This window comes from Psychrobacter sp. Ps3 (assembly GCF_022129275.1).
In the GTDB taxonomy this organism is placed as follows: domain Bacteria; phylum Pseudomonadota; class Gammaproteobacteria; order Pseudomonadales; family Moraxellaceae; genus Psychrobacter; species Psychrobacter submarinus.
On sequence record NZ_JADQAL010000015.1, the window covers coordinates 45658 to 66582 of the forward strand.

12 protein-coding genes, 2 tRNA genes and 2 rRNA genes are annotated in these 20925 nt (G+C 44.7%); 9 read left to right on the top strand and 7 right to left on the bottom strand.

Features of this window, described 5'->3' with window-relative positions; genetic code table 11:
• Positions 1-57: 57 nt before the first annotated feature.
• From leuS to I3248_RS06635, 7 genes are all read left to right on the top strand, one after another.
• On the top strand, positions 58-2775 hold the full coding sequence (leuS, locus tag I3248_RS06605; protein ID WP_238063037.1) for a leucine--tRNA ligase: 2718 nt from the start codon (positions 58-60) through the stop codon (positions 2773-2775).
• A 60-nt stretch (positions 2776-2835) separates the two neighbouring features.
• Complete coding sequence (locus I3248_RS06610; protein WP_238063038.1) at positions 2836-3570, top strand: hypothetical protein; 735 nt, start codon at positions 2836-2838, stop codon at positions 3568-3570.
• Between the two features lie 98 nt (positions 3571-3668).
• Positions 3669-4754, top strand: a complete 1086-nt coding sequence (locus I3248_RS06615) for a DNA polymerase III subunit delta (RefSeq protein ID WP_238063039.1) — start codon at positions 3669-3671, stop codon at positions 4752-4754.
• A gap of 170 nt (positions 4755-4924) precedes the next feature.
• Positions 4925-6265 (top strand): efflux RND transporter periplasmic adaptor subunit, encoded by a 1341-nt coding sequence (locus I3248_RS06620; protein ID WP_238063040.1) that lies wholly within the window; start codon positions 4925-4927, stop codon positions 6263-6265.
• 148 nt (positions 6266-6413) lie between these two features.
• Positions 6414-8423 carry a MacB family efflux pump subunit gene (locus tag I3248_RS06625; protein ID WP_238063041.1) on the top strand — a complete coding sequence of 670 codons (2010 nt, stop codon included), beginning with the start codon at positions 6414-6416 and terminating at the stop codon, positions 8421-8423.
• A gap of 403 nt (positions 8424-8826) precedes the next feature.
• Positions 8827-8902: transfer RNA gene (locus tag I3248_RS06630), tRNA-Lys, on the top strand.
• Between the two features lie 221 nt (positions 8903-9123).
• Positions 9124-9199: transfer RNA gene (locus tag I3248_RS06635), tRNA-Lys, on the top strand.
• A 98-nt stretch (positions 9200-9297) separates the two neighbouring features.
• Here I3248_RS06635 and I3248_RS06640 read toward each other — a convergent pair.
• Both I3248_RS06640 and I3248_RS06645 read right to left on the bottom strand, forming a co-directional pair.
• Entirely contained in the window at positions 9298-10080 is a 783-nt protein-coding gene (locus I3248_RS06640) for an MBL fold metallo-hydrolase (RefSeq protein WP_238063042.1), read from the bottom strand.
• A gap of 222 nt (positions 10081-10302) precedes the next feature.
• Positions 10303-12390, bottom strand: a complete 2088-nt coding sequence (locus tag I3248_RS06645) for a catalase (RefSeq protein ID WP_238063043.1) — start codon at positions 12388-12390, stop codon at positions 10303-10305.
• Positions 12391-13103: 713 nt separating this feature from the next.
• On the opposite strand from I3248_RS06645, the gene ppc reads away from it, so the two are divergent.
• Entirely contained in the window at positions 13104-15884 is a 2781-nt protein-coding gene (gene ppc / locus I3248_RS06650) for a phosphoenolpyruvate carboxylase (RefSeq protein WP_238063044.1), read from the top strand.
• 38 nt (positions 15885-15922) lie between these two features.
• Here ppc and I3248_RS06655 read toward each other — a convergent pair whose 3' ends face one another.
• Genes I3248_RS06655 through I3248_RS06665 form a run of 3 tightly spaced genes read right to left on the bottom strand, consistent with a single transcriptional unit; the run spans position 15923 to position 17508 of the window.
• Positions 15923-16579, bottom strand: a complete 657-nt coding sequence (locus tag I3248_RS06655; protein ID WP_238063045.1) for a DUF938 domain-containing protein — start codon at positions 16577-16579, stop codon at positions 15923-15925.
• A 33-nt stretch (positions 16580-16612) separates the two neighbouring features.
• Positions 16613-17077 carry a flavodoxin family protein gene (locus tag I3248_RS06660; protein WP_238063046.1) on the bottom strand — a complete coding sequence of 155 codons (465 nt, stop codon included), beginning with the start codon at positions 17075-17077 and terminating at the stop codon, positions 16613-16615.
• 23 nt (positions 17078-17100) lie between these two features.
• Positions 17101-17508 (bottom strand): OsmC family protein, encoded by a 408-nt coding sequence (locus tag I3248_RS06665; protein ID WP_238063047.1) that lies wholly within the window; start codon positions 17506-17508, stop codon positions 17101-17103.
• Positions 17509-17630: 122 nt separating this feature from the next.
• Between I3248_RS06665 and I3248_RS06670 the strand changes: the two genes are divergently transcribed.
• On the top strand, positions 17631-19349 hold the full coding sequence (locus I3248_RS06670) for a hypothetical protein (protein WP_238063048.1): 1719 nt from the start codon (positions 17631-17633) through the stop codon (positions 19347-19349).
• A gap of 340 nt (positions 19350-19689) precedes the next feature.
• Here I3248_RS06670 and rrf read toward each other — a convergent pair.
• Both rrf and I3248_RS06680 read right to left on the bottom strand, forming a co-directional pair.
• Positions 19690-19804, bottom strand: a 5S ribosomal RNA gene (gene rrf, locus I3248_RS06675).
• Between the two features lie 154 nt (positions 19805-19958).
• Positions 19959-20925 (bottom strand): 23S ribosomal RNA (locus I3248_RS06680); the annotation flags it as partial.

Below are 20925 nucleotides of genomic sequence, written 5' to 3' on the forward strand. Positions count from 1 at the left end.
TGTTTTTAGAACTTACACTCCAAAACGTCAATAAAAATATCTAACTTCGAGCCAATTATGAACCACGCTGTGACCTCTGACCACTCTATCCCTAATAATAACGCTACTTCAGCCGCCGATAATACGCTTTATCAGCCGCAGCTGATCGAAACGCAGCAGCAAGCCAAATGGGCAACAGATAAGCGCTTTGAAGTCAGCAATGAGCCAAGCGACAAACCTAGCCGCTATATGCTATCGATGTTCCCTTATCCGAGCGGTAAGCTGCACATGGGTCATGTACGTAACTATACCATCTCAGATGTGCTGAGCCGTTACTATCGCCTTAAAGGCTTTGAAGTTATGCAACCAATGGGCTGGGATGGGTTTGGCTTGCCAGCAGAAAACGCAGCAATAGCCAATCAGACGCCGCCTGCCAAATGGACGTTTGAGAATATTGATAATATGCGCGCGCAGCTTAAGCTGTTAGGCCTGTCGATCGATTGGTCGCGCGAGTTTGCTACTTGTAGCCCTGAGTATTACCAATGGGAGCAGTGGCTGTTTTTGCAGCTCTATAAAAAAGGCTTAGTCTATAAGAAGCTTGCGACTGTCAACTGGGATCCGGTGGATAATACTGTCCTTGCCAACGAACAAGTCATCGATGGTAAAGGCTGGCGCAGTGGCGCACTCGTTGAGAAGCGTGATATTCCGATGTATTACTTTAACATCACCGAATACGCTGATGAATTACTCGATGATTTGGATCAGCTAGAAGGCCATTGGCCCTCAGAAGTACTGACCATGCAGCGCAATTGGATCGGTCGTAGTGCCGGTATGGAAGTGCATTTCCCTTACGAGCTTGAAGGCCAAGAGAGTACCTTAGATGTATTTACCACCCGTCCTGATACCTTGATGGGGGTCACTTATGTCGCTGTTGCAGCTGAGCATCCATTAGCGAAATATGCGGCTGAAAACGATGAGGTCATCGCCCAGTTCAATGCATTGTGTAAAAAAGGCTCAGTTGCCGAAGCGGATCTTGCCAAAGCAGAGAAGATCGGTATGGATACTGGCTTAACCGTTACTCATCCCCTCACTGGAGAAGAGTTACCGGTTTGGGTCGCTAACTACGTGCTGATGAGTTATGGCTCAGGCGCGGTCATGGCAGTACCGGCACATGATGAACGCGATTATGAATTTGCGACTAAATACGACTTGCCAATCAAACAAGTCATCGACGTCCCTGCCGGTTATTTTGATGCGGCAAAAGCTGAGGCCGAAGCCGAGGGCGGTGAAGTTAACCTCGCCTATACTGAGCGCAATACTTTAGTCAACTCAGGCGAGTTTGATGGTATGGATTTTGAGCAGTCTTTTGCAGCGATGCTTGAGAAGCTTGAGCCAAAAGGCCTTGCCAATAAAAAGATTCAGTTCCGTCTGCGCGATTGGGGTGTTTCTCGCCAGCGCTATTGGGGCTGCCCGATTCCGATGGTCAACTGCGAGCACTGCGGTACGGTGCCGGTAGAAGAGCAAGATTTGCCAGTCGTACTACCGACTGAGGTCGTGCCTGATGGTCGCGGTAATCCGCTCAAAAATATGCCTGAGTTTGTCAATACCAGTTGCCCTAAATGCGGTAATCCGGCAGAGCGCGAGACCGATACCTTTGATACCTTTGTCGAATCCAGCTGGTACTACGCGCGCTTTGCGAGTCCCAACGACGACAAGCATATGGTCAATAAATCAGCCGCGAATAAATGGCTACCGGTTGATCAATACATCGGTGGAGTTGAGCACGCAGTGATGCATCTGCTTTATGCGCGTTTCTTTCATAAGCTCATGCGAGATGAGAATTTAGTCTCAGGTGATGAGCCTTTCAAAAACTTGATGACCCAAGGCATGGTACTCGCTGGCACCTTTAATCGTGTGAATAGTGATGGCAGCACGACGTATTATTTCGCTGATGATGTCGATATCGACTACAACGAGCGGGGTCAACCGATTAAAGCGACACTTAAAGCAGATGGACAGCCTGTAAATATTGGCAAAATCGAGAAGATGTCAAAGTCTAAGAATAACGGCGTCGACCCGCAAACCACTATCGATCAATACGGCGCGGATACGGTGCGTTTATATACCCTGTTTACCGCGCCTGCCGATCAAACCCTTGAGTGGTCAGATGATGCGCTCAAAGGGCCTTATAACTTTGTCAAAAAAGTCTGGCGTCTAGCTCATGATCATATTAATGCTGTAAGCGCGTCAAACTTAGCGCTTGTCACTTTAAATGATCAGCCGTTAACTACCGATAATCTAAGCCGCGAGGCCAAAAACCTACGCCGTAAGACTCATGAGACAGTAGGTAAAATCGATAAAGACTTAGGCGAGCGCTTGGCATTGAATACGCCAGTATCGAGTCTTATGGAGCTTGCTAATGAGCTGACTGGTTTTAAAGTCAACGGCGAGCAAGACTTACAAGTGCAGCATGAAGCTTTGATAGACTTGCTCATTATGCTCTCGGTCTATGCGCCGCATGCTGGCGAGTATTTACTTGAGCAATTAGGCGTGGATACGCTGACGATGAGCTACCCTGCTGTCGATGAGAGCGCCTTAGTACAAGATACAATCACTATGGTGGTGCAAGTGAATGGTAAGGTACGCGGTAAAATGGACGTCGCGCCTAATAGTGACCCTGAAGAGCTTAAAGCTCAAGCACGCAGCATCGATAGCGTCGCTAAGTTTCTTACTGGCGATATCAAAAAAGAGATCGTTGTACCTAATAAGTTAGTGAACATTGTCGTTGTTGGCTAGTTTGTTTTTTTAACTACAAGTGATGTTTTTGGCTACTTATAGCGATGAAGGATGAAGGTTATGGCGTATCAACAGCAAAACATGCAGTCAGCACGTAAGAACAGCTTAGGTACGCCTGCTAAAGGTAAAAGCCTTGGTAAAACGCTAGCCACTTCTTTGTTAGCAGTGCTACCTATGATGACGGTGGTGACGGCAGCGACTGGCCTTACGGGCTGCGGATTTCATCTGCGCGGACTGGATGCGCCCTTAAATTTTGAGGTCGAAAAAACAGCAGTGGTGATTGAAGATAATCGTCGCTCGTTCCCATTGAAGCTGCCACTAACTAGACGCTTAGAGACTTTGGGAGTAGACGTCGTTGATGGTATGACGATGATTGAAAACGCCGCAAATAGCAAAGCCAATAACACCGATGCCGAAAAAATCGCTCTTATAAAAGTAGACAATTTACGCTTTCGGCGCTATGAGCTAGTAGGCGTCTTAACAGAGATACGTTTGGTACTCTCTGCTGATGTCACCTATGACACTTATCAAAATGGGCAGCCAGTGACTTTGACTAATCCCATCCAAGTGGAGCGTAGCTATCAGTATAATGAGGCATCGGTCAGCACTGACGATCAACAAGGCGATCAGATCCGCGATTGGCTCTACGATAGTCTTGCGCGCCGTATTACCGATCAGTATGTCGCTATCAGCTTACCCAAAGTGGCGAACAATACTAGTAAGGCTGGCCAAACCGCGCCTATGTTAGAGCACTCAGCGCCCTCGACCACTGTGGTGACTACCCCGACCTCTTAACGTTTTAAATGAACGCTTTAAATGAATACGTTGAATTGACACTTTGAACTGATACCTTTAATCCTCACTTCCAATCAGCAACTGATGGCTTATCTTTTATGCAGCAGACCTTTATCCAAGCCTATCCTAAACTGCTGCAACCTTCAGTAGCTGTATCGGGCTTGTGGCTGGCGCATGGTGATGAGCCCTTACTGCAGCAGTGGTTAATTAATGCGCTGCGGCCACATTGGCGCGAGCAAAACTACGCCATCAAACGCATTGAGCTCATATCGGTGAAGTCTTGGCAAGAGGTGTTGTCTGAATTAGGTAGCCAATCGCTCTTTGATGATGCCAGCGCGCTCATCGTGACGGGCAATCATAAGCCGGATAAAGCCACTATTGCCGAGCTTGAGCAGTTTGCTATCGATGTACAAGCCGGCGCTCATAGTCATAGCTTATTATGGCTAACGCCAAAGCAAGATAAACGCAGCCAAGCAAGCAAGTGGTTTGCGCCTTTTGCCAAGTATGGTCAAGTTATCGATGGTAACTTATACGATGAGCGCGCGCGTCAGCAGTTATTGCAAGTACAAGCAGAGCAATTCGGTCTACGCCTTTCGCAAGAGGCTTGGCAATTATTGATGTCGCACACCGAGCATCACCTACTCAGCGCTTATCAAACCCTTTGGCGCTTATCCTATCTGTTCGCTCCAAAGTTATCTGAAAATAATAACGACACTCTCAGTCCTACTACTGACAATCGTAATAGCGACGCGGCCAGTCATAAGAACCTAGCTCTAGGTATTACTGACTTGCAAGCTGCTTTAGTCAGCGATGCGCAATTCAGCGTTTTTGACTTATCCGATGCTATGCTCACAGGCAATAGCATGCAGGTAGCGAAAATCATATTTCAGCTACAAGCTACTGATGAACCAACGACTTTGGTACTTTGGGCAATAGCCAAAGACATGCGGTTGGTCATGGCGCTAATGGATGGGCAAGATCCGCAAAGCTTAGGAATCTGGCGTAGTAAGCAAGGCTTGTACAGCCAAGCTTGTCGTCGTCATTCCCGTGCGCAAACCGCCGAGTGGCCGGATTTGCTATATCGCTGTGATCAGGCCATCAAAGGCCTCATTCGTCAGCCTGCTTGGGAGCTGTTATTACAAGCTGCGCTTGAGCTGTCAGGGAAAAAGCTCTTTGCTGCTTAATAGCTTACTCAAATAATGACTTACACCTTTTAATAAAGCCTTTTTTATACCCTCTTATGTTGCAGTCACCCCGCTTTTCCTTAACCTTTCGCAAACTAATAACCATTTCAATTTGCCCCTGAAGTCTTTACTATAGTCAAAATTGTTTTGATGGTAAGTGGACTTTGAGCATGGGCAAAATCACCAAAAGATCAGCTATAAAATGGGGCATTATCGCCTTAGTTGTGCTTGCACTTATTGTGCTGGCTTACAGGACTTTTCAACCCAAAGAAGAGAGCCCTAATTACATTACCGCCACCGCTGAGATAGGTGATATCGAAAACAACGTCATGGCGTCCGGTAAAGTAAAGGCGCTCAACACCGTTGACGTTGGCGCGCAGGTGTCAGGAGAAGTCAAACGGCTGTTCGTGGAAGTCGGAGACGAGGTTAAGCAAGGCGAGCTCATTGCCCAAATCGATCAAGTCACCCAAAAAAACAATCTAAGCAATGAGCAAGCCAGCCTCGAGCAAAGCGAAGCCGCCATTCAAAGTGCTGAGGCTGAGCTTTTGAGTCGTCAAGCCAGCCTAAAGAGCGCTTATGCTGATCTGGCCAGCCGTCAATCTGAGTACAAGCAAGCCCAATCTGACTTTGCGCGTCTCAAGGGCTTAGTCGATATCGATGCGATATCTCAACAGGAATATGATACTCAGGCCACCAGTGTGGCAACCGCCAAAGCCGCGGTTGATAATGCTCGCGCCGCTATAGATACTGCCAAAGCCGCTATTACCACCACTCAAGCCAATATCAACAGCCAACGCGCCGCCTTACGTAAAGCGCAAACCAACGTCAGTACCGCTGTGGAGGATCTGAGCTACACCACCATTCGCGCGCCGATATCAGGTACAGTGGTCTCTATCACCACTGAGCAAGGCACTACCGTTAACGCCAATCAAACTGCGCCGACTATCGTCACCTTAGCCGATCTCTCGACCGTACGCATTAATGCGCAGATCTCTGAAGCCGATGTCATTAACGTGCAAGCAGGCATGCCGGTGTATTTTAATATCATTGGTAATCCTGACCAAAAGTATGACGCTACCCTAAAAGCTATTGAACCTGCGCCCGAGAATATCAGTGATACCAGCTCTACTGATGCTGCTATCTATTATATCGGTTACATCGAAGTGCCAAACACTGAGCGCCGCTTTCGTATCGACATGACCGCACAGGTTTATATCGTTATTAATGAAGCTAAAAACGCGCTGCTTGTTCCTTCTGCTGCCCTACAACCTGCTAAAAACAGTAAAAGATCTACTGGCGACTCAAGTACTGATACTGATGTTTCTACTAGCGCAGGCGTGGTTCGCGTGCTCAAAGACAACGGCGAAGTCGCTGAACAACGCGTTACCGTTGGCATTAACAACCGCGTTAACGCCCAGATTTTAAGTGGATTAAGCGCAGGCGATGAGGTGATATTGAGTGAAGAAAAAGCAGGGGGTAGTCAAGGTGGTAGAGGAGGACCTCCTTTTTAACAGGTCATGTTAGCTAACGTACCAGTTAATGTACTTAGATTCAGTTAGCTCCAGTGCTGTTGAACGTCTTGCAACCTTTAAGCTTAGAGCACTATAACTTTTAGACCCTTAGTGATTTTCTGATTTGATAATATAGGTCGTCGTATTCATGGATCCCCTAAAAACCAACGCCAATAGCGCAGCAACTGCGCCGCTGATGCAAGTCAAAGGCTTGATTAAAGAGTTTCGTGCAGGCGAGCAGACGATACGCGTGCTGCATGATATCGACCTCACTATTCATCAAGGCGAGATGGTCGCTATCATCGGGCAATCTGGCTCTGGTAAGTCTACTCTAATGAATATCTTGGGTTGCTTAGATCAGGCGACAGCAGGTGACTATAAGATTTATGGACAGCCTGTCAGCCGGCTTGATGCCGATGAGCTGGCGAAATTACGCCGCGAGCACTTTGGTTTTATCTTCCAGCGCTATCATTTGCTTGGCGATATTAATGCTCGTGATAATGTCTCTGTGCCTGCTGTTTATGCGGGAATGGATGGACAGGCTCGCAGCGAGCGCGCTGAACAGCTACTGTCAGATTTAGGTCTTGCGGATAAGGTCAATAATCGTCCGAATCAGCTCTCAGGCGGTCAACAGCAGCGGGTATCAATCGCTCGCGCGCTAATGAATGGCGGCGATATTATCTTAGCTGATGAGCCCACAGGGGCGCTCGATAGCAAGTCAGGCGAAGATGTCATGGCCATCTTGCATGACTTAAAGTCGCAAGGTCATACCATTATCATGGTCACCCATGACCCCGGTCTTGCCGAGCAGGCTGAGCGCGTCATTGAGCTCAAAGACGGCTATGTCATCGAGGACTATCGTACCAAGCATTATCAGCAAACGGCAGTTGATAATAGAGTGCAGCCAGAGCCTATACTCAACAGGCATCGTAAAGGCAAGATAAGTAGCTTTATCGATCGTTTGTTTGAAGCTTTTAAAATGTCCCTGCTCGCCATGCGCGCGCATAAAATGCGTACGCTTTTGACGATGCTCGGTATTATTATTGGTATCGCTTCGGTAGTCTCAGTCGTAGGGTTAGGTAAAGGCTCACAAGAGCAGATACTGGCCAATATTAGCTCATTGGGAACCAACACTATTACCGTAATAGACGGTTATCCATGGGGCGATTCTAGACGTCAGTACAATGACGACAATCTCACGCCTGAGGATGCGCAGGCGGTCGCTGATCAGCCTTATGTGACCAGCGTTAGCCCGCAGCTCGATACGAATATGAACGTGCGCTATCGCAACGTACAAGAAGCAGCTAGCGTAAGCGGCGTCGGTCAAGACTATCTTGACGTTAGTGGTGAGACGTTATCCCAAGGCCAAGGCTTCGATGAGCAAAGCATCTTAAAACGCACGCAAGATATTATTATTGATGACAATGCTAAGCAGACTTTCTTTGCTGATGTTGATAACCCTATCGGCGAAGTCGTGTTAATCGGTAGTGTACCCGGGCGAGTGATTGGCGTATTGGAACCGAACAACAGTGGTTTTGGCGGACAAGTTGAGTCGCCTACCCTATATATGCCTTATACGACGATGATGTCACGCTTAGTAGGTAGTCCCAACATTGAGCGTTTCGTCGCTTTAATCGACGACAGTATCTCCTCCTCCGCTGCTGAGTCTGCCATCTCCACCCTTATGGAAGGTCGTCACGGTACCGACGATTTTCGTATTCGTAACTCAGACTCTATTCGTCAAACGATTGAGTCAACGACAGGCACTATGACCTTACTTATCTCATCCATTGCTATCATCTCCTTGATCGTCGGCGGTATTGGGGTGATGAATATCATGCTAGTTTCAGTCACCGAGCGCACCAACGAGATCGGCGTGCGTATGGCAGTCGGCGCTCGTCAAAGCGACATTATGCAGCAGTTTTTGATCGAAGCCATCTTAGTCTGTATTTTAGGCGGCTTATTGGGTATCGGACTTGCCTTTGCTATCGGCGAGCTTATCAATAGTGTCGCGGGTGATAGCTTTAAAGTGATTTATTCCCCAACTTCTATCATTGCCGCCTTTGTTTGCTCAACTTTAATTGGCGTCATTTTTGGTTTTTTACCAGCGCGCAATGCGGCCAAGCTTGACCCAGTGGAAGCGCTGTCTAGAGATTAGATCTGTACTTATTGTTAAGCTCAAAAGATATAAACACTTCTAATAAAGTTGGTTAGTTTAAAAAATATATAAAATTTACGCTCAAATCATAATTTTTGTTCCTCATGGGGTTGTAATTATCACAGGAATATATATAATGTGCTCTCACGTTTAGGGATACAAATTATCTAGATGTGAATGAGAGAAAGCTTTGCGAATTACTTAATGTTTAAACTTAAGTTGCTAGCAAAGCTTAGTATAACCTTAGTTTGGATACGTAGCTTTTAGAATTTACGAAAATGTAAATTCTCTTGAGAATCTAAATATTTAAACTTAAGTTGTTAGTATAACTTTTAGAATTTTCCCTTTAAGGAAAATTCTCTTGCGAGACTAAAATTGCAGTGCAATTTTTTAACGTCTCTCAGGACCGATAGCTCAGTTGGTAGAGCAGTTGACTTTTAATCAATTGGTCCCGCGTTCGAGTCGCGGTCGGTCCACCATTTTTAGTAGTACGCTTATTAAGTATTCTGCCCTATTCGGTATTAGCTTAATAAGTTTGGTTTTAAATAATTTTCCTCTTTCAGGAGATTATTCTTGCAGAGCTAAAAAAGCAGTGCTTTTTTTAGTCAGATATCGTTAAGGTGTCAAGTTTTAGGAAATCCTATTTAAAGGATTTCCCTTACGAAGCTAAAATTGCAATGCAATTTTTTCACGCTTCTCAGGACCGATAGCTCAGTTGGTAGAGCAGTTGACTTTTAATCAATTGGTCCCGCGTTCGAGTCGCGGTCGGTCCACCATATTACAAAAGCCCCACTACTTTTTGGTAGTGGGGCTTTTTTTTGTTTGTTTATGAGCTGCTGACTACTTAGTTAGTACTTTTTAATGCGTACTTTAGTTAAGGCGTTTTGACTCTCTTACGAGCAAACCTAAGCTTAGGTATCGTGGTACTCAAAATATTCCTAAGCGAGGTCTTACGGGGCTGCTTTGGTGCTCTGTCTATAAGAAGATCAAAGTCCTTATCATTGATTTTAACCCTTTTATCATGAGCCAGTAATACCACTGCTGGCTGCAATGCTTTGATCTTATTCAAAGAAGCTCGATAATCATTAGGCAGGGTAATCAGATAAGGCGATACAAACTTATCTTTGATACACAATATGAGATCTGCAGTATAAGCTTGCTTGGTCTGCGCGTGCCATAATGTCAAGTCGCGATCTGTATGCCCAGGCGTCTCCAAAACCACCCAGTCTTCAAAGTTTGGTATCGGGTCACCCTCTTCAACCTCAACATCAACTTTTAAGATAGGATCATACCAAACGTTAGCGATCGATTTTCCTTGCCTATTGGCCACATAGTAAGTTAGCGCTAAATCGTTCAGATGCGAAACTCTGCCTAACACTCCTTGATACCAAGCTTTATCAGCTTTTGCACTGACTATCTGGCAAGCCGTTTTTTGTTTTAACAACTCAGCCCCGCCAGCATGATCAGGGTGCATATGAGTGACCACAACCGTTTTAAGCTGATCGATAGGACGCTCCAGGGTATCTGTAATGTAGTTCAAAACGCTATCAACATCACATCGACATCCTGAGTCTAGCAATAACAACTTATCAGGATAGACGGCCATATAAGTGGTCTGAATATATCCTTCAATCGCTACAATATTTATTAAATCCATTATTAAACCTTAAGCCTGATCCAATCAGACTACTCCTATCAATAAATACAATCTTACTATTATAACCTTAGCGCTTTATTAGTCAGTGATATTCAGTGAACGCTTGTGAGCAAACTTTTATTAGCGTATAAAACGACATGTTTAGATATTTATAAGCTCATAAATAAAAAAACTCAGCACTTAGGCTGAGTTTTTCTTCATCATAATTATAACTTCATAGGATTAAGCCAAGTCACGAACCTTAGGCTCACGCTCCCATAGACGAGATTTTGCATTTTCTACAAAGCTGTCAAGCTCAGCGAGCGGTGTGACAAACTCATCTTTTTCTACAGGAAGTTTACTTAAGATAAACTCATCCGTTGCACCGCAATAAGCAATGGCTTTACAGTGTACATAAGCATCAGTGAACCAATCTAGCGTTGAGCTATCCTCTGCTAGTTTCTTAGCTTGATCCGGCATAATGATACTCACTACCGCATCGAAGAATACAGAGGGTGCGCCAGCGACACGCTCATCTGCTTGGATACGCGTATCGTCGTCAAGCTTGACTTCTTTGCTAGGAGCAACGATTTTGACCATACCGCCTTGAGCGTTAATAGCATCTTCAAACTTCTTAACTTGCTCATGGTTTGATCCTTCAGCGACCAAGATACCAACCAAACGGCCTTTTAGTGATTTAGGCGTACGACCAATCGTTTGCAGAGGCTTAGAGGTGTCCATATCTTGTACTGGTGCTGCTGGTTCTGCCGCTTCTGGTAGCTCCATACCTAAGGCATTGGCAACACGATTAGCTAAACCTTCATCAATATTGATAAGGTGACTGAGCACGCGAGTACGAACATGCGGCGCATCTACTTTACCAAGCTCAAACGCGTAGGCTGATGCAATGTGTGCTTGTTCAGCAGGGGTTTGGCTACGATAGAACATACGTGGCTGACTATAGTGATCAGCGAAGCTCTCAGCACGGATACGACCTTTTACGCCATCGTCCAGTTTTTCATGAAACGAGTTAAAACCTTTTTGAAGACTTTCACGTGGACGGTCTAGATCTAGACTTTGAGGCTCATAAAGGACACGAGTCTTAGGCACTTGCATTTGCATATGACCGTCTTGCTGGTTATTTGCAAACGGACATTTAGGCGCATTGATAGGAATCTGAGCAAAGTTTGGTGAGCCCAAGCGCGACAACTGAGTATCTAAGTAACTAAATAGACGGCCTTGTAATAAGGGATCGTTACTAAAGTCGATACCAGGTGGTATATGCGATGGACAGAAGGCTACCTGCTCAGTTTCTGCAAAGAAATTATCTGGGTTACGGTTTAGTACCATTTTACCGATGATTTTAACTGGCACTAGCTCTTCTGGAATCAGCTTAGTGGCATCTAAGTGGTCAAATGGAAACTCATTGGCCTCTTCTTCGGTAAAGAGCTGTACACCAAGCTCCCACTCAAAATACATACCATTTTCAATCGCTTCATACATGTCACGGCGGTTATAATCAGGATCAGCACCAGATATTTTTACAGCTTCATCCCAAATAAGCGACTGTACACCTGCTACTGGTTTCCAATGATAACGGAAGAAAGTACTCTTACCTTCTTTGTTGATCAAACGGTAGGTATGAATACCAAAACCTTCCATCATGCTAAAGCTACGCGGCAATGCACGATCACTCATAAGCCAAATCAGGTTATGCATCGTCTCTGGGCTTAGCGAGACAAAGTCCCAAAAGGTATCGTGGGCAGAGGCCGCTTGCGGAAAACCGCGATCAGGCTCCGGCTTGACTGCATGAATGAGATCAGGAAACTTAATAGCATCTTGAATAAAGAAGATAGGCATATTATTACCGACTAAATCCCAATTACCTTCTTCTGTGTACATCTTGACTGCAAATCCGCGTACGTCACGGGGCGTATCCTTTGAGCCTTTATTACCAGCAACTGTTGAGAAGCGGGTAAATACAGGAGTCTGCTTACCGGTCTCAGTTAGTATTTTAGCTGTTGTATACTCTTCTAACGATTCAGTTAATTCAAAGTAACCATGCGCTGCACTACCACGCGCATGGACAATACGCTCTGGGATACGCTCATGGTCAAAATGGTTGATTTTTTCGCGTAATACAAAATCTTCTAAAAGACTCGGGCCTCGGCTACCGGCTTTCAAAGAGTTTTGATTATCAGAGATAACGACACCTTGCTGCGTAGTGAGCGCTTTTGTGTCGTCGTCTGCACGTTGGTGAGTCTCGCCGCCATTGCCGCGAGTTGGGTTCATGTCTTTTGCGGGGTCAGTATGATCAAGGTTCTTTTTCATAATATATCCTAGCTGATGAATGAAATGGCCTCTGATGAGACTATCCAAAGCGCGTAAACCCAGTATTTATATCCTTGTATCTATAAAGTGACTTCGACTGTCGCTTCATGCTTTATGGGTTACGCGGCGGTTGATGATCTAACTTTTTATTGTTGCTCTTTCGCTTTGTTGCTCTTTCGCTACTATGACTGGCAGTGCCAACCGTTCGCAATGTCAACCGCTAGCATTGCCAACCATGGTGCTCCTCACTCATCTTACTTAAAAACTTCGCGATTTATGTCACATATATCGTGAAGCTTGTTGATTTTTGGTTAAACCAACGAGCCAAACTATTAGCACATTACTATCATCAAATATATTGCTAAGTCCTTAACGCTCATGGCAGCGCTCTTTGGATTTTTTGGCTAAAGAATATCGATAGCGTTCGGGCCTATTATCAGTTAAATTATAAGGACAGGCATAAAATAAAGTCAGCCAGCATCAAAGCTGTGGCAAACACTAGCGGCGAGTTCTGATCAAGCAAAATTTTTATAACCATCGCTTATAGTCATCATAAAAGGCTTGATGTATCACTTTGTATAAGACGGTTCGTAACTGTATTTACGGGCCGTCTTTATTCATCCATCTAGGGCGTATTGTTCGTTGAGTAAGGAAAATAGCCATATCCAAGCTTTATTGGATATATTCCCTAGTTATAGACAAGGAAGACAGTTATGTTATTAGATAACGACGTATTGCGTGCGCGCATTCGTTTATTAGGATCGTTTTTAGGTGAGGCCATCTCTCGCCAATCTGGGCAACAAACCTTAGACACCATCGAGACCTTGCGCCAAGGTTTTATCCAAGAGCGCCGCGAGCATAACGACGGACAAAAACAACAACTTATCGAGCTCATCGCCTCGCTAGACAATCAAACACTAAAAAACGTCATTCGCGCGTTTTCTATTTACTTTTTTTTGGCAAACCTGACCGAAGAAAACTACTTACGTGAGCAGCGGCGAGTGATGCGCGCGGAGTCCAACCAAAGCTGGGAAGGCTCTTTTCGCCGTACTTTATCAGAATGCCGTGAGCGCCAAATCGAACCTGAACAAATCAAAGAGCTCATCGATCAGCTAAAATTTATCCCAGTCTTTACCGCGCACCCTACCGAGGCGCGTCGCCGTACGACGATGAATATCTTGCAAACGCTATACGAACATACCGATGCCATGGGTGTCTATCCTGAGGGCAGTCGCGCCTTTGAGCAGGCCAAACAAAAAACCGCAGAAACCATTGATCTACTATGGTCATCAGATGAGGTGCGGACTCGTAAACCCTTGGTCTATGATGAGATTAATAATGGCCTGCATTATTTTGATGCCAGTCTTTTTACCGCCATACCGAAAGTCTATCGCAATATCAAAGACGCAATCGTAGAGATTTATCCAGAGCTTAGTGACTATGCGCTGCCCGCTTTTGTCAATTTTGGCTCTTGGATCGGCGGCGATAGAGATGGCAACCCCTTCGTCACTCATGAGACCACAGAAATGGCCGTGTTGATGCATGCCAATACCGTGCTGCGCCATTACCAAGTATTGATCCGAAAGCTGCGCCGCGAGCTGATTCATAGCGATAGCATCGTCACCATCGCGCCCGAGATTTATGAGCGAATTAAAGACTATAGCGAGCTGGATCAGCAGGTGTTTTGTTATAACCCTGATGACTATAATCACGAGCCATACCGTAGATTGTTATCACTCATCCTTGCCAAAATAAATGCGACCAACCAATATATCCAAAGCCAAGGCACAGACGAAAATGCAGCAAAAGACGCGTACTTATCGCCGGCCGCACTGTTAGATGACTTACGCCTTATCCGCAAGAGCGTCAACACGCATGATAGCGCCCATGCCGAAGGGCTACTGCTAGATACCATCCGCTTGGTTAAAACCTGCGGCTTTCATCTGGCCGCGCTCGATATTCGCCAAGACTCAGGCTATCATGGCGAGGTCATTGCCGATATTTTTGCCAATGCCTCCAACTTGCCCGATTACAAGGCGCTAAGCGAAGCAGAGCGCCAAGAGTGGCTGACCCGCCTACTACAAAAACCAGGCACACCGCTGATTTATACCGATAATTTAAGCGAGCAAACCCGTGAGCAGCTGGCATTGATGCAGTCGGTGGCCAAACTGCGCAAACTGGTCGGCGACGATACTTTTGGCAGCTACGTCATCTCGATGACCAATAACGCCAGTCAACTACTAGAAGTACTGCTGCTGATGCGTTTTGCAGGTTTGTCTGGTATCAATGACGACGGACACTTATTTGCCGCCTTGCCGGTAGCGCCACTGTTTGAAACCATCGAAGACCTTAAAAATATCGATAAAATCATGCCAACGGTGCTGGATAACCCGCTGTATCGCGAGCTACTTGAGCACTCAGGCAATATTCAAGAGATTATGCTGGGCTACTCGGACTCTTCTAAAGACGGCGGCATTATCACCTCGGCTTGGCAGCTGTATAGCGCCCAGCAGACCATCACACGTATTGCCAACCAATACGGCATCAGCACCCGTCTGTTCCATGGCCGCGGCGGCTCTGTCAGTCGCGGCGGCGGCTCAACTCATCAGGCCATTGCCGCGCAGCCCGCTGGTACATTAAACGGACAAATCAAGTTTACCGAGCAAGGCGAAGTGCTCTATGCCAAATACGCCAATCCAGATACAGCAGTGTTTGAGCTGACCATGGGTATCACAGGCGCACTAAAAGCCAGCTCGTCACGCTTTGTGGCGCAGCCGGCCCAGCTCGATAGCTATGAAGCACTGTTTGCAGATTTAGCCGATGCAGGCGAGCAGCAATATCGAGCATTGACGGATAATACAGACGGGTTTTATCAGTTTTACTCCGAGGCCACGCCCGTACAAGAGATCTCTTTGCTAAATATCGGCTCGCGCCCTGCCCACCGCAAAAAAGGCTTGCCAAGCAAATCAACAATTCGGGCGATACCTTGGGTGTTTGGCTGGTCATTGGCCCGCTTTACCCTTCCTGCGTGGTATGGCGTGGGCACGGCATTAGAGAGTGTCAAACAAAACGAAGGATTGATGAAAGAGATGAATAAAAACTGGCCGTTTTTTAGCGCCTTTATCAGCAATATCGAAATGGCCTTTACTAAATCGGAGATGAATATCGCCCACGCCTACAGTCATCTGTGCAAAGATGAGCGCTTACGCACACAAGTCATGCAGGCTGTCGAGCACGAGCACGCGCTTACTCACTCTGGCCTAAACTCCCTGCTCGAGCAAACCTCATTATTGTCCACGCAGCAAGAGCTGGCAGCGTCTTTACAATGGCGCAATGCTTACTTAGACCCGATCAACTATATCCAAATCGAGCTGCTCAAACGCATGCGCCAACCTGATAATAAGGATGCTAAAAGTACCGACAAACTGGCGGTAGAAGATCCACTCATTCGCAGTATCAATGCCCTTGCAGCAGGACTACGTAATACTGGTTAGAACTTGATACTGATATTAAAACGCAAATAACCGCTGACTTAGTTAGCGGTTATTTTTTGAAAAACCAAAATTTGATTATTCGCTGGCATTTGGTATTCACAACTTAACTCTAGATTATGCTGTTTTGCCAAAGCAATGATATCTTCTTTATGGCGAATACCGCTACCAGCATCACGCTGCTTTAATGATAAATCAAAGCTTTGATTGCTGGCGCTAGTATAAAGCCCATTTTCATTAAAGGGTCCATATACTATTAGCTTTCCCTTGAAGGGTAATGCTTCTCCGGCCAACTCAAACAGCCTCTCAACCAAAGGCCAAGCGATAATATGTAAGGTGTTAGCAGTAAATATAGCGTCATAAGGTTCGCCAGTATTAGTTTTTGGAATAGAATCTGTTAACAAATTAAAAGCCAACGGTGCATACAGGTTTGATGCGGGATAGGCATCATGCCAAGCTTGTATCACCTGATGATTATCAGTTACATCGCTGGTTTGCCATTGTAGGTGCGGCAATCTTGGTGCAAAGTAAACGCTATGCTGGCCGGTACCTGAGCCGACTTCTAAGATATGAGTATGCTCTTGTAGCTCTTTTTGTAGTACTTCTAGGATAGGTTGTTTATTATTTTCACAAGCTTGTGAAAAAGGTAGTCTGTCTTGGCTACTGATATCCGCATTACCTAAGTTATTTTTATTCATAATACTATCTTAATAAAGGTTCAATAAATCAGTCTAATAAATACCTGCCTCAATGCCTGCTGCCAATGTCATTGCTAGCTCTTCGACTTGCTCCACAAACACCTCTTGCCAATCACCTTTTAAAATAAGCGTATCTTGGATTTGATTCCAACGCAAACCAGTGATAATCGTTTTCATAGCCAGTTTAGTTCCTGTCCCATCAAACCCAGCGCGAATATATAATGCAAAAGGCAGCCCCTGTTTGTGCTCTAATACCGCGTAATAACAGCGATCGAAGAAGTCTTTGGTCAACCCTGCCATATACGCCAAGTTTTCAGTCGTACCTAACAATAAGGCATCGGCTGCCATTATATCTTCAGGCTGCGTATCTTGCGGTGACTTTAAAAGGACATTGATAGCTATATCGGGATGGTTGGCACCATCGTAAGCGGCCTTCGCCAATTTCTCAGTATTGGGTGATGGCGCATGAGCGACGATAAGTAAAGTCTTGGAAGCCATATTAGTCACCGTTATAAAATATATCAGTTCTTAGAATGAATAGTTACCTTTTGCGTAATATCAGGATGAATACTTTTCGCAACCGGACAAGTCAGCGCAGTGTTATAGAATATTTTTTGTGTTTTTTCATCGAGCTGCTGATTAAAAGAGATAGCAACATGTATTTCACTGACGCGCCTTGGATCAGCAGCCATCACTTTGGTCACCTCAGCACTAGTACCTGCAATATCGATTTCCATATCACGGGCTTTAATACCAATGATCGTTAGCATACAGCTGGCTAAGCTCGTCGCTAACAAATCAGTCGGTGAAAAAGCTTCACCCTTGCCTTGATTATCAGTCGGTGCATCGGTAATAATTTCATTGTTTGATTGCAAATGGATGGCGGTGGTGCGCAAGTCGCCTTGGTAGGTTACTTTTGAAGTTGTCATAGGGCTCCTTCTGATTTAATAGTATTTTGAATGATAGGCAGTGTTATGACTATTTAATAAATGCTAAGATTACGACACTTATGCAAACATTAGTACTGTAAATGGTTCAAAGGAATTACAATATGCACGTATATGAGCTCTCAGAGTATCAAATTTATCAATTAAAATCGATAGATCCAGCTTTAAGTACTAATTGGAAAACAATCATTGCCAATATTTTGCCAAAGCTTGACCCTGCTAGTCGTAAAAGTGTGTACGAAAAAATATTGTCAAAGAGAAATATTAGCGCAAATTTTACTTATATCATTCCAGAAAACCTTAGAAGTGTATTATCTAACACCGCAGTACGCAATAAAGAGTTGCAAGCGATTAGCGTACAGATGCTAAAGCTGGTCGAATCCCAACCGCAAACCTGCGATGCTATTGATCTTGCAGATAAAGTAGAAGCTATGATCGACTATATTAATCGAATTGATATAGGCGATCATCATTTAGACCAACAGAGTCGAAAGAGTATAAAGCGTGCTTTTTTATACGATTTAGCGACTTGGATTGATAATGTAAATCTGATAGTACAACCTGGCATTAGACAGCTTAATGTTGACGTTGTAAAAACGTATTTTAAAGAAGTTTTTATCAAACAAAAGATTCAAGAACGTGACTTTCGTGCTTGGGACTCGACTGATATTGATTTTCAAGAACAAAAAAACTTACCTAGTATTATCAGAGAAGAAGCTAAGCATAAAAAGTTCTTTGTAATCGAAAGTGAAAAGTATTGGTATTTGATTGGTATCGCTGATAAGCCTAGACAAAACCCTTACTCCTTCAAACGCTTTTTGCATGAAGACAGTATGCAAAATGAACTATACGTATATTTAACTCATGTAGTTCTCAGAAAAAACCTTTTAGATAATGAGCGCTACCTTGAGCACGTTACTTATTGCATGAGTCGGCTCTATACTTTGGATGCTGGCGTATCAGATACGATTATCAAGTTTATTGAAGATGCACGATATAAATGTAAGACGCAAATTGAACCGTTACTTAAAAAACCCCTTGAAAAAGACGGTGAAGAAACAGAATTTCATATTCACAAGCGTATGAATGAGTATGAACAACAAATCACTGTATTGATACTCAATAAGCTAAACAACCTCATCGAAAACGCTATCAGCGACAAGGACGATCGAGACTATCTATTTTATTACTTAAGTAAAATTTTTAATAGAATGATTGATAGTATTCAGAACTTTCAATTACTACCTATTGCAACTTACTCTTATAACGTAGAGATTATGGTTGCCAGACTAATTAGCTTTAGGCACTTATTAGATATGATCTACGTTTCGTTAGAGAATAAAAACTATAATGCAAAAGGACTTACTGAAGCCTCCAAAGAGATCATAGATATAATCAAAGAAGAGTTCGATGATGTGGAAAGCAATCTCAAACAGATATCGCGTTTAGAACAAAAGCTAAAGCTTTATCATGACACCAAGGAAAAAGGAAATCTTTGGCAAAGACTAATAGTAGGATGGCAACCAAGATATGATTTCGAAGATATTGAACACTCAAAGAATCAATTAAAGAATGAGTTTTTCTTATCGATCGTTAGATTGGCAAAAAGTCATACTGATAATATTATTTATTTAGAGTTTGACTGTGATGAGACCGTTAATGAATATTATAGACACTATGCTATCGCCAATGACAAAATGGTTATCACACGTTTGCCTAAAGTATTAAGACTTCCTGAAGATAAAGAAACGTTCGATGTGCAGAAAATTAATGAAGCTATTCATCATAATGTTTTTATTTTTCGTAAGTCATCTGTTCTATAGCTCTTGATAAAAACTGTAAGGGTTAGAGATAATTCTTACAGGTAAGGCAAAACCAATAAAAGAATAGCAGACAAAGAAAAGCCCCCTTAACAATTAAGTTAAGGGGGTTTTTAGGAATAGAGAGCGGACGATGACCTGAGAGCCGTTAAAAAATTGCATGCCAAACTGCGAGCACAGCTCTTGTCTTGCGTCGGACGAAACCGTGTTTCGCTTATCCCTCCTCAGGTTCGCAAGAGCTATTCCTTTAAATAGGAATAGCTGTGTAGGTCACATGGTAATGACTAAATTAAAGGTAAAAAAAAGAGCCACCCGGTTAAGGATGACTCTTCTTAGAATAGAGAGCTGACGATGACCTACTCTCACATGGCCGGAGCCACACTACCATTGGCGCAACGATGTTTCACTTCTGAGTTCGGGAAGGGATCAGGTGGTGCCATCGTGCTATTGTCGTCAGCAAAGGGGGTTAGATATGAGTCTGTGTTTGTTTTACTTATTTGACTAAGTATCACTTATCCTAACTGAATCAAGGATAAAGGTGATATCGATATAATGCTTGTCTAACTATAGAACCAAGTTCTGATAGATAGCTACAAACCACTTGGGTGTTGTATGGTCAAGCCAAACGAGCAATTAGTACAGGTTAGCTACACGCATCGCTGCGCTTCCACACCCTGCCTATCAACGTCCTAGTCTTGAACGGCTCTTTAGGGAAATCTAATCTTGAGGTGGGCTTCCCGCTTAGATGCTTTCAGCGGTTATCCCATCCGAACGTAGCTACCGGGCAATGCCATTGGCATGACAACCCGAACACCAGTGGTTCGTCCACTCTGGTCCTCTCGTACTAGGAGCAGATCCTCTCAAATTTCCAACGCCCACGGTAGATAGGGACCGAACTGTCTCACGACGTTCTAAACCCAGCTCGCGTACCTCTTTAAATGGCGAACAGCCATACCCTTAGGACCTGCTTCAGCCCTAGGATGAGATGAGCCGACATCGAGGTGCCAAACACCGCCGTCGATATGAACTCTTGGGCGGTATCAGCCTGTTATCCCCGGAGTACCTTTTATCCGTTGAGCGATGGCCCTTCCATACAGAACCACCGGATCACTAAGACCTACTTTCGTACCTGCTCGACTTGTGGGTCTCGCAGTTAAGCGCGCTTTTGCCTTTATACTCTTCGACCGATTTCCGACCGGTCTGAGCGCACCTTCGTACTCCTCCGTTACTCTTTAGGAGGAGACCGCCCCAGTCAAACTACCCACCATACATTGTCCTCGGCATTGTGATGCCTGAGTTAGAACCCCAACATGACCAGGGTGGTATTTCAAGGATGGCTCCACAAACACTGGCGTGTCTGCTTCAAAGCCTCCCACCTATCCTGCACAAGTCAGGTCAAAGTTCAATGTAAAGCTGTAGTAAAGGTTCACGGGGTCTTTCCGTCTAGCCGCGGGTACACAGCATCTTCACTGCGATTTCGATTTCACTGAGTCTCTGCTGGAGACAGCGCTGCCATCATTATGTCATTCGTGCAGGTCGGAACTTACCCGACAAGGAATTTCGCTACCTTAGGACCGTT

Bases quoted from the DNA above. Each gene is read 5' to 3' on its own strand.
- leuS (WP_238063037.1), top strand. From the start codon at position 58: ATGAACCACGCTGTGACCTCTGACCACTCTATCCCTAATAATAACGCT.
- I3248_RS06610 (WP_238063038.1), top strand. From the start codon at position 2,836: ATGGCGTATCAACAGCAAAACATGCAGTCAGCACGTAAGAACAGCTTA.
- I3248_RS06615 (WP_238063039.1), top strand. From the start codon at position 3,669: ATGCAGCAGACCTTTATCCAAGCCTATCCTAAACTGCTGCAACCTTCA.
- I3248_RS06620 (WP_238063040.1), top strand. From the start codon at position 4,925: ATGGGCAAAATCACCAAAAGATCAGCTATAAAATGGGGCATTATCGCC.
- I3248_RS06625 (WP_238063041.1), top strand. From the start codon at position 6,414: ATGGATCCCCTAAAAACCAACGCCAATAGCGCAGCAACTGCGCCGCTG.
- I3248_RS06640 (WP_238063042.1), bottom strand. From the start codon at position 10,080: ATGGATTTAATAAATATTGTAGCGATTGAAGGATATATTCAGACCACT.
- I3248_RS06645 (WP_238063043.1), bottom strand. From the start codon at position 12,390: ATGAAAAAGAACCTTGATCATACTGACCCCGCAAAAGACATGAACCCA.
- ppc (WP_238063044.1), top strand. From the start codon at position 13,104: ATGTTATTAGATAACGACGTATTGCGTGCGCGCATTCGTTTATTAGGA.
- I3248_RS06655 (WP_238063045.1), bottom strand. From the start codon at position 16,579: ATGAATAAAAATAACTTAGGTAATGCGGATATCAGTAGCCAAGACAGA.
- I3248_RS06660 (WP_238063046.1), bottom strand. From the start codon at position 17,077: ATGGCTTCCAAGACTTTACTTATCGTCGCTCATGCGCCATCACCCAAT.
- I3248_RS06665 (WP_238063047.1), bottom strand. From the start codon at position 17,508: ATGACAACTTCAAAAGTAACCTACCAAGGCGACTTGCGCACCACCGCC.
- I3248_RS06670 (WP_238063048.1), top strand. From the start codon at position 17,631: ATGCACGTATATGAGCTCTCAGAGTATCAAATTTATCAATTAAAATCG.